A 15280-nucleotide genomic window follows, 5' to 3' on the forward strand; every position below is an offset into this window, starting at 1 on the left:
TCACCCAGGTCGCCGCCGTAGTTTCCTAACCGAGGAGAAATCGATGTTCAACAATCCCGAGCAATTCGCATCCGCCACCAAGACGCTGTTCGACCTGCAGATGCAGACCTTCAATGCCCTGGCCAGCAAGGCCGTGCAGGGCGTCGAACAAGTCGTGGCGCTGAACCTGGCGACCGCCAAGCAATCGATGGAAAACACGCTGGAGGCCAGCCGCCAGTTCAGCCAGGCGCCCGATCCGAAGGCCGCCATCGACGCCCTGTCCTCGCGCGTGCAGCCGGGCGTGACGGAAGCCGCGGCCTACGGCGACCAGCTCAAGGTGATCATCGGCGACATCAAGAAGGAATTCGAGCAGGCTGCCGACACCCACCTGGCCGAAGCGAAGAACACCTTGTCCGCGCTGATCTACGACGTCACGCAGAACGTCAAGCCGGGCCAGGAAAACGCCGTGGAGATCATCAAGGCGGCGATCGAGAACGCGTTCAAGGGCTACGAACAGGTGACGCAGTCCACGCGCGACGCCATGCGCCGCGTGGAGGAACAGGTGGCGCGCGCGACCGAGCAGCTGAAGGCCGCCCAGTCGCAGATGCCGAAACCGCCTGCGCACTAAGTGCGCGCGCCCACGCCCAGCATCTCTTCGATCTGGGCGAACGCCGCATCGTCCTTCACGACCGCGCGCAGCCACACGTGCAGCGGCTGCTCGCCCCAGTGCGCGGCCTTGTCGGCCAAATAGGCGACGGGGCTGTGCGGCTCCGTGCGGCGAAAGTACTCGGCCACCGCGCGCAGCTGGGCCAGCGCCTGCGCGCGCGATTGCAGCGGCCCCGCCGGCGCCGGTGCATGCATCGGCGCGGCGACCACGACGTCGGCCACGGCCTGCATCGGCGTCGGCACCGTTTCCTTCAATGCCGGTTTGACGAACAGGACGAGGCTTTCCAGCCCCGAGCGCGCGGCGCTGAAACTGGGTCCGTCCGCGCCCAGCACGGGGTCGACGCTGTTCTCTAGCCGGTCGATCGCGGCCGCGCAATGCTCGCAGTCGCGCATCAGGTTCGCGGCGAACGCCGCCGACGTACGCTGGCGCGCCCCTTCCAGCTTCAACAGCGCGTCGCCGCCCTCCATGCGCGCGACGTCGAACTCGCGCAGCGCGTGGCCATGGGGTCCCTCCGTCAGCGGCACGTCGCGCAGCCACGGCGCGATGCGCGCAGCCAGCCACGCGAGATTGCCGATGCGGCGCTCGACGCCGTCCTCGTCGGGCAGCGGATACAGGCCGTCCCAGTAACGCTCGCACAGCATCGCGACGAGCAGCAGGCTGTCGCCCAGCGCGCGCAGGCCGTCCGTCCGCGCGGCCGCTTCGGCCAGCCAGACGGCCAGCTGCAAGTCCTTGCTGCGCGTCTCGATCAGCTGGGCGCACTGGCGCGCGACGAACTTCCAATCCGCCTCCTTCAGGTCCGTGACCCAGGCGCCCTGCTCGAGCGACGGATCGTCGGCCTGGCGCGCACGCACAATGGCGTCGATCTCGCTGGAAAACGCGAGGTCCTCGCCGCAGGGCTTCTCCGCGCTCACGGGCGCGAGCAACCGGTCCAGGTTCAGCATGGCGGCCTCCTCATGCCGGCTCGACGGCATACTTGATCTTGCCGGCCTTCGTCGCGCCGACCTTCACGCGTCCGATCGCGCCACCTTCCGCCATCCTTGCAAGGACGGCGTCCGCGATCTCGGGCAGCAAGGTGCCGCTCAGGATCGTGTCGACGTTGCGCGCGCCCGAGTCGACTTCCGTGCAGCGCGCCAGCACGGCCGCGACCAGTGCGTCGTCGTAGTCGAAGCGGGCCTGGTGGTTTGCCGCGACGCGCTCGCGGATGCGGTTCAGCTTGAGGCGGATGATATTGGCAAGGACGGCGTCGTCGATCGGATAGAACGGCACCACCGTCAATCGGCCCAGGAACGCGGGCTTGAAATGCTTCATCAGGGTGGGCCGGATCAGTTCCGCCAGCGCGTCCGGCGTGGGCCGTTCTTCCGGCCCCTTGTTCAGGCAGGCCTGCATGATCTGGCTCGACGCCGCGTTCGATGTGAGGATGATGATCGTGTTGCGGAAGTCGATCTGGCGCCCTTCCGCGTCGTCCAGCACGCCCTTGTCGAACAACTGGAAGATCAGCATCGGCTTCTCCGGCTTGTTTCTAATAGGCATTAGTCTCAAATCTTAGGAGTAAAGCGGTGCGCCCTACAGATGAAAATCAACCCGGCTCCAGACGTCCCAACCTGATGTCGTCGTCGCGTCGGGCGACCGGCGACATCAATATCCTTGCGCTGCTCGACGGCCAGGCGCGCGGCCGGCGGTTCCGCGCCCGCCCCGTGTTCTGGTACGGTACGGCGGGCGTACTGGCCTGCTCCCTGCTCGTCGCACTGGCCTGGCTCGTGCGCAATGCGACGCCACCGCGGCACAAGGACACGGCAGGCGCGAACGCGTCCGTCGCACACGAGGTGCACGCGACCGTCGCGCCCGGTGGCGGTACGGCAGCCCGCGCCAGCGCCTTCGCGATCGAGCACGACGTGAATGCGGCACTGGCCGCCGAAACGTCCGCGCAGCCGCCCGCATCCGCGCGCGCGGTCGCCGAACCAGGCGCGCACGCATCGGCCACGATACGCGGCGCCGTCATCGTCGATCTCGCCGGGCCGACATCGCCGCCATCGATTGCGACGCCATCGATTGCGACGCCCCCGCCCGCCGCCCCGCCGCATTCCACAGCCGACATGACGCCATCGCGCGCGCAACCGCCCGCAGTCCATCACCCGGCGACGCGGGCGCAACCGGCATCTCGGACGGTAACGAACCAGGCACCCGTGCTGGCGCATGCGGGCGGCGTGCCGCCCCGACAGAAACGGGCTACAGCCGCGAAGACGACGCCCCCTGCCACGATCGATACGGACGTCGCACTGATCTCCGCCATCCTCCAGCACACCGGCGCCCCTCACGAGGCCGCCGCCGATGGCGCCATCACGCCCCCATGCGCCGACAGGTCTTGCGGACCACGCATGCCATCCCGACAATAAGACGGCACGAAAAAAACCACGCGGCGACACGCCGCATGCCAAAAGCACTGGGCCAGCGCCGCCGGCACCGTTATACTGTACAAAAGTACAGTTGGTGCCGCATGACGATGATCAAAGTCCTGGAAAACGAGTTTTATTATCTGGATAACTTCCAGCGCGTGCTGGACTGGATCGCCGAGCGCTACGCCGACCTCCTGATCGACGAGGAGCACGCCTTCATCGCCGCCTTTCCGCGGCTGCCGCAGCCCGCGCGTGCCCTGTTCGTGCGGATGGTGATGCGCAAAGGCACGCTATTCCGGGCCAGCAAGCTCAACTATGCCGAGATCGGCTGCCCCCGCGCCGCGGCACAGGCCTTGCTGCCCAGCGGCTGGATCGAGTCCGATCCCGCGCTGACGCTCGACGAATTGTTCGACCTGCTGTCCAAGCCGGAGCTGGCCGACGCGTTCGGCCTGACGGGCGCGCAAAAGAGTGCGCGCAAGGCCGACCAGCTCGAGGCGCTGCGCGCCGACCCGGCCCACGCGGACGAGCGCCCGTTCTCGCAATGGCATCCTGGCTGCGACGACCTCGCGCTGCGCCTGCTCGTGCAACCGCTGTGCGACCGGCTGCGTCTCGTCTTCTTCGGCAACCTGTCGCAGGACTGGACGGAGTTCGTCCTGTCCGACCTGGGCCTGTTTCGTTACGAGCGGGTCGAGTTCTCGCCGGCGTCGCGCGGTTTCCGGGCGCGCCAGGACATCGAGCACTACTTGCAACTGCACGCCTGCAAGGAGCGCTATTACGCGGGCGAGCCGGCGCTGGACATCCTGGCCGGCCTGCCGCGCCACGCGTTCGGCAACGACTGGCTCGACAGCCGCCGCGAACGCCTGCTGTTCCAGCTGGGCCAGTTGCTCGAAAAGGAACGGGACTGGGACAATGCGTACGCCGTGTACGCCGGGTGCCGCTACCCGGGCGCGCGCGGACGCGCCATGCGCGTGCTGGAAAAGCACGAGAAGTTCGACGCGGCCTACGCCCTGTTCGAGACGGCGTGCGCGGCACCGGAAAACGAGGCGGAACGCCAGCACCTGCTGCGCATCGGCCCGCGCCTGGCGCGCAAGCTGGGCCATCCGAAAGGGCCGTCACGCCGCGCGACGCCGGCCGCGCGCCTCGACCTCTGTCTGCCGCTGCCGGCCGGCGAGTGGCGCGTCGAAGGGGTCGTACTCGAGCACTTGTGGCGCGACGACGCACCCGTGTTCTATGTCGAGAACACGTTGGCCAACACGCTGTTCGGCCTCCTGTGCTGGCGCGCCGTGTTCGCGGCCATTCCCGGCGCCTTCTTCCACCCGTTCCACCGCGGCCCGGCCGACCTGCACGCGGCCGACTTCTACCAGCGCCGCAAGGCCGAATTCGACGCCTGCCTCGCCCTGCTGGACGACGGGCGGCACCGCGCCGCCATCCTCGCCACGTACGACGAGAAAGCGGGCCTGCAATCGCCGTTCGTCGCGTGGGACTGGCTCGAGCGCGACGTCATCGAACTGGCACTGGACTGTATCCCGGCCGCGCATCTGCAGCTGTGGTTCCGCCGCATCCTGCAGGACGTGAAGGAAAACCGCACGGGCTTCCCCGACCTGATCCAGTTCTGGCCGAACGAAGCGCGCTACGACATGATCGAGGTGAAGGGTCCCGGCGACCGCCTGCAAGGCAACCAGCTGCGCTGGATCGACTACTGCGCCGCGCACGGCATGCCGATCACGGTGTGCTATCTGCAGTGGGAGCAGGCCGCGGCATGAGCGCCGCCACGACCGACGCGCGCTACGTCGTCGCCGTGCGCGCGCTATGCGAGTTCACGGCCAAGCAGGGCGACCTCGACCTCCGTTTCACGCCGTCGCCCATGGCACAGGAAGGCATCGCCGGACACGCGGTCGTCGCATCGCGGCGCGGCGAGCACTATCGCAGCGAAGTGCCGCTGGAAGGCGACTGGGGTCCGCTGCACGTGCGCGGCCGGGCCGACGGCTACGACCCCGACCGCAACCTGCTCGAAGAAGTCAAGACGTACCGCGGCCAGTTCACCTCCGTACCCGACAACCACCGGCATCTCGCCTGGGCCCAGCTGCGCGTCTACGGCCACCTGCTGTGCACGGAGCTGGATCTCGCCGACGTCAACCTGGCGCTCGTCTACTTCGACATCGGCAGCCAGCAGGAGACGGTGCTGAGCGAGACCCGCACGCGCGCCGAACTCGCGGCGCTGTTCGACGACCAGTGCCGCCAGTTCGTCGCCTGGGCCGAGCGCGAGCTCGCGCACCGCGCGGCGCGCGACGCGGGCTTGACGGCGCTGCGCTTTCCGCATGCCGGCTTCCGTCCCGGCCAGCGCCAGCTGGCCGAAGCCATCTTCCGCGCGAACGCGGGCAAGCGCGCCCTGCTCGCGCAAGCGCCGACCGGCATCGGCAAGACCATCGGCACGCTGTTCCCCGTGCTGAAGGCGGCGCCGGCCCAGGAGCTCGACAAGGTCTTTTTCCTGGCCGCGAAGACGCCCGGCCGCCAGCTCGCGCTGGACGCGGCCGCGACGTTGAAGGCTGGCGGCACGGTTCCGTTGCGCGTGCTCGAACTCAGTGCACGCGACAAGGCCTGCGAGCATCCGGACAAGGCTTGCCACGGCGAATCGTGCCCGCTGGCGCAGGGTTTCTATGATCGCCTGCCGGCCGCGCGTGAAGCAGCGACGAACGCGGACATGCTCGACCGCGCCACCTTGCGCGACATCGGCCTCGCGCACGACGTCTGCCCGTACTATCTGGGCAGCGAAATGGTGCGCTGGAGCGACGTCGTCGTGGGCGACTACAACTACTGGTTCGACGGCGGCGCGATGCTGTACGCGCTCGCGCTGGACCGGGGTTGGAAGGTCAGCGTGCTGGCGGACGAGGCGCACAACCTCGTGTCGCGCGCACGGGCTATGTACACGGCGACCATGCAGCGCGGCGACCTGCGGGCGGCACGCGCCGTCGCGCCGCCGGCGCTGCACAAGCCGCTCGACAAGGTCAAGCGCGCCTGGACCGACGTGAGCAAGTCCGCGCCCCTGCCCTACCAGGTGCTGGACGCGCTGCCCGACAAATTGCTGAACGCGCTGCAGGCCGCGGCCAGCGCCATCACGGAGCATATGGCGGCGTTCCCCGTGCCGCTGGACCCGGAACTGCAGGACTTTTATTTCGCGGCGCTGCAATTCGGGCGGCTGGCCGAATCGTTCGGCGAGCATTCGCTGTTCGACGTCACGCGCGACAACGAGCGCGACACGACGCTCTGCATCCGCAACGTCGTGCCGGCCCCCTTTCTCGGCCCGCGCTTCGCCTGTGCACACTCGACGACACTGTTCTCCGCCACCTTGAGTCCGTGGCATTATTTCGCCGACCTGCTCGGCATGCCCGCGGACACGGCATGGATCGACGTCGATTCACCGTTCAGCGCGAGCCAGCTGGACGTGCACGTGGCACACGGCATCTCGACCCGCTACCAGGAACGCGCCGGCTCACTTGCGCCGATCGCCACGCTGATGGCCGACCAGTATCACGCGCGGCCCGGCAACTACCTCGCGTTCTTTTCCAGCTTCGACTATCTGCAGCAGGTCGCGGACCGCTTCGAGCAGGCGCATCCCGACATTCCAGTGTGGCGCCAGGCGCGCCGCATGAGCGAGCCGGAACGGGCCGAATTCCTCGCGCGCTTCGCCCTTGGTGGCCGCGGCATCGGCTTCGCCGTGCTGGGCGGCTCGTTCGGCGAAGGCGTCGACCTGCCGGGCGAGCGTCTCATCGGCGCCTTCGTCGCGACCCTGGGACTGCCCCAGGTGAATCCCGTCAACGAGCAGCTGCGCCAGCGCATGCAGGCGATGTTCGGTGTCGGTTACGACTACACGTACCTGTATCCCGGCATGCAGAAGGTCGTACAGGCCGCGGGCCGCGTGATCCGCACGGAACAGGACCGCGGCGTCGTCTGGCTGATCGACGACCGCTTCACGCGGGCCGACGTCAAATCCTTGCTGCCCGCGTGGTGGCACGTCGCCAAGGCGGCCTAGCGCATCAGGTCGCGCACTTTCGGGTAGCCGCTGCGGCTGATCGGAATGCGCGCACCGGACTTCAGCACGGCGCAGTGACCATCCTTGCCCGTCGGCTCGATACGCGCGATGGCGGAGAGGTTGACGATGTACGACCGGTGCACGCGCAGGAACGCCTGCGGATCGAGCTGGTTTTCCAGTTCGGCCATGCGCTGGTTCTTCAGCCACTGGCGGCCATCGGCGAAGAAGGCGACGTAGTCGTCCTGGGCCTCGACGTAATCGATGCGGTCGACGGGAATCACCTGTACACGCGCACCGTCGCGGATCAGCACACGCTCGATGGGCTGGTGCCGTGCCTGCGCGTCGGCGACGAGCGCGCGCATCGTGTCGCCGCCCTGCGCGGGCGCGGCCACGCGTTCGCGCACATGCGCGAGCGCCTGGGCGAGGCGCTCGCGCGTGAACGGCTTCAGCAGGTAGTCGAGCGCATGGACGTCGAACGCCCGCAGCGCGAACTGGTCGTACGCGGTCACGAACACATAATGCGTCTTCGCGCCGGCCAGCTCGACGACCTCGAAGCCGTCCAGCTTGGGCATCTGGATGTCGAGGAACACGAGATCGGGCGCCAGTTCCGCAATGGCCTTCACGGCCTGGAAACCGTTCGCGCATTCGCCGCTGATCTCGACGTCTGGAAAAAAGCCCAGGTGTTCGCGCAGCACGGCGCGCGCCAGCGGTTCGTCGTCCACGATGATCACGCGCATCGTCAAATTCCTTCCAGTTCGGTTGCGGTGTGCGGGAGGGCCGCCGTGACGGCCGGCAGCGCCAGCTCGACGACGAAGCGGCCGTCACGGTGCGCCCAGTGCACGCTGGCCTCGTGACCGTGGACGGCGGCAAGGCGCTGGCGCACGTTGACGAGGCCGAGGCCCGTGCCGCGCGCCGTGCCGGCGCTGCCGTCCGGGTCGACGTCGTTCTCGACGCGGATGCGCAGGATCGACCCGGCGCGTACGGCCTCGATGCGCACCTGGCCAGGCTCGACCAACTGGCCGATGCCGTGCTTGACGGCGTTCTCGATCAGGGGCTGCAGCAGCAGCGGCGGCAGCAGGCAGGCGCCGGCCGCGGGATCGATCGCCGCGTCGAAGCGCAGGCGATCGCCGAAGCGCACCTGCTCGATCGCGACGAAATGGCGCACGAGCTGCAATTCGCGGTCGAGCGTCACCATGTGGTCGGCGCGCAGGCCCAAAGTGAGGCGGAAGAATTCGGCCAGTTGCACGGTCATCGCGCGGGCGGCTGCCGGATCGAGCGACGTCAGCGCGCTGATCGAATTCAGGCTGTTGAACAGGAAGTGCGGATCGACCTGGGCGCGCAGCATGCGCAGCTCCGCATCCTGGGCCGTCAGCTTCATCTGCAGGCGCTGCGTCTCGAGCTGGCGCACGCGTTCGGACTCGATCGCCAGGTAGTTCACGGCGGCCGCGAGGCCGTACAGGATCAGGCCGACGGCGAACATCGCCGCCAGTACGGGGCCGCTCGCGACGGGCACGTAGCTGTCGGGCGCCAGCGCGGCCAGCAGGCTGTTCCAGGCGGCGCCCATGCCGCACCACAGCGCGGCCACGCACGCGGCCGTCACGCCGACGCCGGCCGCGATGGCGAGGGGCCGGCGCCGGCCCAGCGGATACGCGCGGCACACGTAGTAGGCGGAAAAACCGGCCGCGTACGCGTACAGGTACGCCAGCGGCACGGCGAACAGCACGCTGGCGCCCCACCCCGCGCCGCTGACGGCCAACATGGCCGCGAACAGCAGGCCCAGCATCAGCCAGGCCAGCAGGTAGAGGGCTGTCGCCCGCCAGTTCGCGAAGATGCCGTGCACGGGCCTGGCCTCAGTTGCGCACTTCGACGCCGCCCATGATGGCGTAGCCGGTGATGACGAGGCGCTTGCTGGCGTCGGGTGGCGTCACCGTCTTTTCCGAGAAGCCACCCATCAGCGGCGTGCCGTTGAGGACGACGGTCCAGTCGGGCGGGACCTTGATGTTGATGCCGCCCCAGATCGCGAAGACGTTGATGACGGCTTCCTTGACGATCGACGCTTCGCGCAAGTCGAGTTCGCAGCCGCCGAGGATCGCCGTGATCTCGCCGCCGCGGAAATCCGACGTCGTGACGCGGCGCTCGAAGCCGCCCAGCACGGCGACGACGTCGACCACGTTGTCCGCCCCCGCCCCGTCGGCCATGCCGGGCCGCGCCACGCGTCCCGGGCCCAGTGAGCGGAACAGCACGAGGCCGCCCAGCGCGATCATCACGAGCGGCCACAGCGTGCCCCAGCTGATGTAAAAGAAACCCATGCGGCCGGCGATCATCAGCACGCCGATCGCGACAAGCACGCCGCCCATGTAATTGCTGCTGCGCGATCCGTTGCCGAACAACGCGACGGCGCCCGCGACGATGAAGGCGAGCGGCCAGAAACCGATCGCGTGGCGGAAGTTCAGGATGTCCAGGTTATCGAGCAGGAACAGGACGCCCATGCCCACGACGAGCAGGCCCAGCACGACCTGGCTCGACGCGCGGTTCGTGTTATTTTCCATGGCCGTTGCCTCCCTTCTGGCCGAAGCGGCGCTCGGCGATCGGCCGGACCGCCATCGTGATGCCGCTGATGATGATGAGCAGCGGCCAGCTGTTGCCGAACGTGAGACCCCACAGCCCCTCGAGCACGGCGAACAGCCACAGCCCGATGAACACCGTCCACAGGCCGTTGGAAAATTCGCGGGCGCTCGGGTAGCCGATGGTCTGGTTGATGCCCACCACGACGAGCAGCAGCGGCGCGTAATGCCACAAGCTGCGGATGTCGAATATATCCATCTGGTCCAGCAGGAAGGCCACGCCGAGCCCCACCAGCACCAGGCCCCACAACACCTGGCGCCGCAGGTGGTAGGAAGCTTCGCTATTCATGTCATCTCCGGTTGTCGTTGGATCGAATGTCGACACGATAACGGAGACGGGGGCCGGGATGGAAGCGCTTTTCGGCCAATGGCGGGCCGGTGCCGGTCAATGGCGGCGGTGTCGGCGAACGTCGCCGGCGAATGCGGAAGGGCCCGCCATGTTGCCATGGCGGGCCCTCGGAAGCGGATGTGGCGGACGAATCAGGCGACGATCACGCGGCCGTGGCCTGCGGACGCTGGCCCTTCTGCTGGTTGCGGTACTTGGCGCGCGCCGTGGCGATCTTGATGGCCTCGCGCGCAATGTTCATCTTGTGGATTTCCTCGCGCTCTTTCTTGCCGCGGTGCTGGGCGATGTGTTTGCTGCCGATCTTGGCGGTCATGGTGGTTCTCCTGTTCGTGACGGTGGGAGTGAAATGGCACGCGCATGGCGCGCGCGATCCGGGTTCAGGAGCGCGAGGTGCCGATGCGGTCGTCGGACGGCATCAGCATGCCCCACCCCAACTGGCGCCGGATTTCTTCCGGTGTCGGCGGGGGCGTCGTGTCCTTCGTGCGCCGTTCGAGGTATTCCCGCACGAGGTGCTTGGGTGGATGGTTCGTCGTCGTCGTGGACATGGCAACCTCCGCTTCCGTTAGGCCGGCGCGTTCGCATCGCCGGCGTGAATTCTGGTGCCGGTCCTCGAGGCGACCGGCTGACCTGTCGAGGTGGTTGGTCGCCGCAGACATCGCATGGCGCCTCACTCGACGCCTCCATCGTAACGAAGCATGAGGGGTATGGACCGTTAGGTGCCGCACACTGTCCGTCCCCATGAGTTCCAGTCCTACAGCCCACCTTCAACTCCGCCTACGCGGCAGTGCAACATGATGAAAAAAGGAGGCCGCGGCCTCCTTTTGCGAACGCGCGGGACGGGTCAGAACCGGTATTTCAGGTTCACGTAGAACTGGCGGCCGCTCACGTCCAGCTTCTGCTGTTCCTCTTCGCTGTAGCGATAGTAGGCGCGCTTCACGTTGGTCAGATTCGTCGCATCGAAGGCGAGCAACAGGTTGCGCGTGATGTTCCAGCTGGCGTTGAAGGCGAGCGTCGTCACCGGTGCCGCCATCGTCGGCGCAGTCGGCATCAACACACCGTTCACGCTGTACAAGCCCTGGCTGTTCGCCGTCGGCGCCGGGGCCGTGGAGCTGTTCACGTACTCGCTGCGATAGTTCGCCACGAGGCGTAGCGACACCTTGTCGTTCTCGAAATAGCCCCCGACATTCGCGGCCCATTCCGATGCACCGACCATCGGCCGGCCATCGTCGACCTTCGTGTGCGCGCGGCTGACGTTGCTCGTGATGCCGAAGCCCGTCGTGCCGATCGGCTGTTCGTACGACAGTTCCAGGCCCGCGATGTGCGCGCCCTGCTGCTGCGACGTCTGCACGGCATACGTCTTCATCGCCTGCGCGGCCGGGTCCCACAAGTCGATCGTCGAACCGCCCGACGTGCCGGTCTTCGCATAGCCCTCGATGCGCGAGTAGAACAGGTCCACGCCCACCATCGAACGGCGCGCGAAATACCAGGCCCACGATGCGTCGAGGTTGTCCGACGTGAGCGGCTTGATGTCCGGGTTCGGCCCCGTCACGCGGCAGCCCTGCGCATCGCACGTCGGCGTGCCGAAGCCGGCGCCGAGCAGGTTGTAGTTCTGGCGTCCCACCGTACGGCTCGCGCCGAAGCGCACGATTTGGTCCTGCCTCAGCTCGTAGCGCACGTTCATGCTGGGGAGCCAGTTATCGAAGCGGCGGTTCGTCTTCGTGAAGTAGTACATATTACCCGTCAGCGGATTGAACGGGACGTCGTCGTAATACGGCTGCAGGTCGCCGGCCGTCGAGATGGCGCCCGGATACGCGGCGCACGGGATCGCCGGCTGTCCCGGCGCCGCGCGCTGGCAGATGCCGGCCGCGATCGGGGTCGGGATGTCGGCATTGATGCGCGTCTGCACGAAGCGCAGCCCCACGTTGCCGGACCAGTGCTCGCCTTCCAGGTTGGCCATCACGTAGCCCGAGGTCTGGCGCTCGCGCAGGTGCAGCTCGGACGCGATGCGGCGCTCGTACTCGTCGCTCGTCGTCTTGGTGGCGTTGGCAAAATACGCCATCAGCACGGCGGGGTCGAACGTGTAGCCCGTGTTGTCCCAGCCGACCGGACCATCGAGGCCCGCACCGAAGTTCGACGGCCACGGAATCGTGCTCGTGGGCGCGCCCGCCTGCAGGTTCGCGTTGTGGTAAGCGGGATAGCGGCGCGCGCTGTCGCGATGGTGGTCGGCGTAGCGCAGGCCGCTTTCGACGGACTGGAGCCAGCCCTGCGCGACGCGGTACTCGCCATCGACCTGCCCGCTCGTCTCGCGGTCCGTCGTCTTGAGGCCGGAGATCGTGCGCACGACGAGCTGGTCGGGCTTGATGCCGGTGCCGTAGTACTTCACGTACGGCGCATTGTCGACGCCGGCCAGCGCATACGACACGCCCGTGCCGAAGCTGGCATACGTCAGGCCCTGGTCCCAGTCCGTCTTGCCGACGCCGCGTGTCGTCGACAGCAAGGTCTTCAGCGTGAAGTCGGGGTTCACGCGCCACTTGCCGTCCAGGTCGAGGAACGAACTGGTGGCGCGCGCGCCCTGGCGATAAAAGCCTTCCGAGTTGCCGGTGTACTGGGGCGTCGTCCCGTCGGGGAACATGATGTCGGCGCTTTTCAGCACGCGCAGCTGGTCGCCGTACATCGTCGTCTCCGTGACGATGACGGGATTGCGGATCGCCGCGAACACCTGCTGGCCGTTCGAGTTCGTGTTCGGCGCGGACGCGCCGGTGGCGCCATCCGCCAGCGACGCCTTCCCGAGCAGCATGCTGTAGATGGCGCCGGCCTTCAAGCGGCCGTAGTTCGGCGCCTTCAGCGTCGACGTGAAACCGGTCACGGTGAAATCGAGATCCTGGTTCGGCTTGAACTCCAGCGAGAACATGCCGCCCTTGCGGTCGCGGACGCCTTCGACGAACTCCGTGCTCATCGAACCGGGCATGCGCACGCCGTTCAGGTCCGCTGCCTTGTAGCCGGTGCCGGCCAGCGACGCGTCCGTGATGCCCTTCATCGTGCTCGTGTTGATGACGTCCCAGCCGCTGCTCGTGCCGTACGCGAGGCGCGACGCCGAATCGCGGCGGATGTAGCGCTTTTCCGCGAAGCCCTGGACGATGAAGCCGAACGTACCCGCCTCGTTCTTCCAGTTGACGGACGCATTCAGGTCCGGCGCCGTCTTGCCCGGCAAGGTGGCATAGCTGGCGCCGACGCTGGCCACGCCGGACAGGCGCTCCTTCTGCGCCAGCGGCTTGCGCGTCGTGACGTTGATCGTGCCCGCGAGGCCGCCGTCGACGATGTTCGCCTGCGACGTTTTATAGACGATGGCCTGGTTCAGCACGGACGACGGCATCAGCGACAGGCTCGTCGAGCGGCTGCTGGACGCCTGATCCGCGATGTACCAGTCGCCGCTGCTCACGGTGTGGCCGTTGAAGATGATGAGCGACATGTCCGGATTGGTGCCGCGCATGGCGACCTTTTCCGCTTCGTCGTAATCGGTGCGCACGGCCACGCCGGGCAGGCGCTGCAGGGAATCGGCGAGGTTCTTGTCCGGCATCTTGCCCACGTCCTCGGCCGTGATCACTTCGACGTTGGCGGTGGCGTCGCGCTTCACGGCCAGCGACTTCGCCATCGATGCGCGGATGCCCGTCACTTCGACCGTCTGCATCTGCGGGCTGCCGGCGTCGCTCTGGGCCAGCGCGGGCGCACCCGCCGCGGCCAGTAGCGCCATCGAGACTGCGGCCGCGAGCGGCTTCTGCTTCAACATTTCTCTCTCCTGTCGTTGTCTTGTCAAGGCCGGTGTCTCCCGGTCGCGCGGACAGTATTGATGATGGCAACGCCATTGGATAATGATTACTGTTAAAGAATCTATAACTTAGAGGCATGTGCGGCGGCGCCGATGACGCCGGGTTATACCCGCATAAATATTTTCATTTTGACAGCATCGGCCGGACGGGTTAGCGTAGCGTTTTATCGTCCGAGACCCGTCATGCGTCCTGCCCGCGCGCTGCCCGCGCTTCTGCTGCCCTCCCTGATCGCCACCCTCGTCGCCGGCTGCGCGACGCCGCCTGCCGCACCGCCCGCGGCACCGCCCGTGGCCACCGTCGATACCGTCCCGACGGCACAGGTCGCGGCCAGTGAACCGCTGGACGCGATCCTGGCGAAGCCGCTGTACCGCATGCATCCGGTCGAAGCCGGACGCTACATCGCGTGGGTCCACGACGCGGAACCCGACCTGCGCAAGCGCATCGCCGCCATCGCCCGCAAGAACCTTGGCCAGCCTTACCGCCTGAACCTCCTGGGCGAATTCCCGTACCAGGTCCATGACGACCTGCCGATGTTCAGCCTGGACCACAGCGACTGCGTCGTGTTCGCGGAACACACGTACGCGATGGCGCTGTCGCAGTCGTGGGAAGAATTCTTCTGGATGCTGCAGCGCATCCGCTACCGCGACGGTGTCGTCGGTGTGGCCACGCGCAACCACTACACGGAAATGGACTGGAACGTCGCCAACCGCTGGCTCGTGACGGACGTCAGCGCGGAGCTGGCGGGCCCGGACGGGCCCGCATACACGATGACGATCGACCGCGCCCGCTTCCTCAAGACGCGCCACCACACGGACGCCAGCGTCCCCGTCGAGACGAGCCGCCAGGCGTATGTGCCGAAGGACCGCGTGGCCGCCATCACCGGCCAGCTGCGCGAGGGCGACCTCGTCAACGTGATCTCGACGCGCGACGGCCAGTACTGGGCGTCGCACGTGGGCCTCGTCGTGCTGGGCGCCGACGGGCAGCGCCACTTCCTCCATTCGTCCGACCCCCAGGTGCGCGAAGAGACGTTCGAATCGTTCATCGCCCGCGCGGCCGCGCGCGAGGAGCGCAACCGGCAGGCGGACAAGAACGGCCAGGTGCTGGCCGGGTTCAAGTTCCTGCGCCTGAACGACGACATCACGGTGCCGCCGATGGCACCGCAGCCGCGCCCGGGCCATCCGGCCGGCGCCTGAGCCCCGGCCCCATCATCGCGCGGCTGCCGGCCGCGCATCCGCGCTCCCGCACGTGCCACGCGGGGCCGCATCCCGACGCCCGCCATGTGATCCGTGTTCGCCTCCAGCGCCCGAGCGCGGCGTGCCCCGTTCGCCAGAATTTCGGAAAATAATTTCGCTTAAGAATTACGGCTCTTTCAATTGACCAATTCTTTTGAATAATATCCGCAATTCAATTTCCT

The 15280-nt window shown here is 67.4% G+C and carries 13 protein-coding genes and 1 pseudogene; 5 read left to right on the forward strand and 9 right to left on the reverse strand.

Annotated elements, in window-relative coordinates:
• Window positions 1-43 precede the first annotated feature (43 nt).
• Window positions 44-607, forward strand: a complete 564-nt coding sequence (phaP, locus tag NX784_RS14000) for a phasin family protein (protein ID WP_258817288.1) — start codon at window positions 44-46, stop codon at window positions 605-607.
• On the opposite strand, the gene tssA is transcribed toward phaP, so the two are convergent.
• Window positions 604-1587 carry a type VI secretion system protein TssA gene (tssA, locus tag NX784_RS14005; RefSeq protein WP_258817289.1) on the reverse strand — a complete coding sequence of 328 codons (984 nt, stop codon included), beginning with the start codon at window positions 1585-1587 and terminating at the stop codon, window positions 604-606. The genes phaP and tssA overlap by 4 nt on opposite strands.
• A 10-nt stretch (window positions 1588-1597) precedes the next feature.
• Window positions 1598-2143, reverse strand: a pseudogene (locus NX784_RS14010) (AAA family ATPase); the annotation flags it as partial.
• Between the two features lie 107 nt (window positions 2144-2250).
• Between NX784_RS14010 and NX784_RS14015 the strand changes: the two are divergent.
• The 3 genes from NX784_RS14015 (at window position 2251) to NX784_RS14025 (ending at window position 7069) form a co-directional block, all read left to right on the forward strand.
• Window positions 2251-3039, forward strand: a complete 789-nt coding sequence (locus NX784_RS14015) for a hypothetical protein (RefSeq protein WP_258817290.1) — start codon at window positions 2251-2253, stop codon at window positions 3037-3039.
• 107 nt (window positions 3040-3146) lie between these two features.
• A complete protein-coding gene (locus tag NX784_RS14020) occupies window positions 3147-4802 on the forward strand; it encodes a VRR-NUC domain-containing protein (RefSeq protein WP_258817457.1) in 1656 nt (551 codons plus the stop codon).
• Complete coding sequence (locus NX784_RS14025; RefSeq protein ID WP_258817291.1) at window positions 4799-7069, forward strand: ATP-dependent DNA helicase; 2271 nt, start codon at window positions 4799-4801, stop codon at window positions 7067-7069. Before NX784_RS14020 ends, NX784_RS14025 begins: the two co-directional genes overlap by 4 nt.
• On the opposite strand, the gene NX784_RS14030 is transcribed toward NX784_RS14025, so the two are convergent.
• From NX784_RS14030 to NX784_RS14060, 7 genes are all read right to left on the reverse strand, one after another.
• A complete protein-coding gene (locus tag NX784_RS14030) occupies window positions 7066-7806 on the reverse strand; it encodes a LytR/AlgR family response regulator transcription factor (RefSeq protein ID WP_258817292.1) in 741 nt (246 codons plus the stop codon). The genes NX784_RS14025 and NX784_RS14030 overlap by 4 nt on opposite strands.
• Window positions 7807-7808: 2 nt before the next feature.
• Window positions 7809-8909 carry a sensor histidine kinase gene (locus NX784_RS14035; protein ID WP_258817293.1) on the reverse strand — a complete coding sequence of 367 codons (1101 nt, stop codon included), beginning with the start codon at window positions 8907-8909 and terminating at the stop codon, window positions 7809-7811.
• Between the two features lie 10 nt (window positions 8910-8919).
• Window positions 8920-9618: a LiaI-LiaF-like domain-containing protein gene (locus tag NX784_RS14040; protein ID WP_258817294.1), complete on the reverse strand. Its 699-nt coding sequence runs from the start codon at window positions 9616-9618 to the stop codon at window positions 8920-8922.
• Window positions 9608-9982, reverse strand: coding sequence for a LiaF transmembrane domain-containing protein (locus NX784_RS14045; protein WP_258817295.1), 375 nt, complete (start codon window positions 9980-9982; stop codon window positions 9608-9610). The genes NX784_RS14040 and NX784_RS14045 overlap by 11 nt, the downstream gene beginning before the upstream one ends.
• Window positions 9983-10184: 202 nt before the next feature.
• On the reverse strand, window positions 10185-10352 hold the full coding sequence (locus NX784_RS14050) for a hypothetical protein (RefSeq protein ID WP_258817297.1): 168 nt from the start codon (window positions 10350-10352) through the stop codon (window positions 10185-10187).
• 64 nt (window positions 10353-10416) lie between these two features.
• A complete protein-coding gene (locus NX784_RS14055; protein ID WP_258817298.1) occupies window positions 10417-10584 on the reverse strand; it encodes a hypothetical protein in 168 nt (55 codons plus the stop codon).
• Between the two features lie 296 nt (window positions 10585-10880).
• Complete coding sequence (locus NX784_RS14060) at window positions 10881-13826, reverse strand: TonB-dependent receptor (protein WP_258817302.1); 2946 nt, start codon at window positions 13824-13826, stop codon at window positions 10881-10883.
• A 222-nt stretch (window positions 13827-14048) separates the two neighbouring features.
• Between NX784_RS14060 and NX784_RS14065 the strand changes: the two genes are divergently transcribed.
• Window positions 14049-15059, forward strand: coding sequence for an N-acetylmuramoyl-L-alanine amidase-like domain-containing protein (locus NX784_RS14065; protein WP_258817303.1), 1011 nt, complete (start codon window positions 14049-14051; stop codon window positions 15057-15059).
• Window positions 15060-15280 lie beyond the last annotated feature (221 nt).

It is taken from the genome of Massilia pinisoli (assembly GCF_024753285.1).
Taxonomy (GTDB): domain Bacteria; phylum Pseudomonadota; class Gammaproteobacteria; order Burkholderiales; family Burkholderiaceae_D; genus Telluria; species Telluria pinisoli.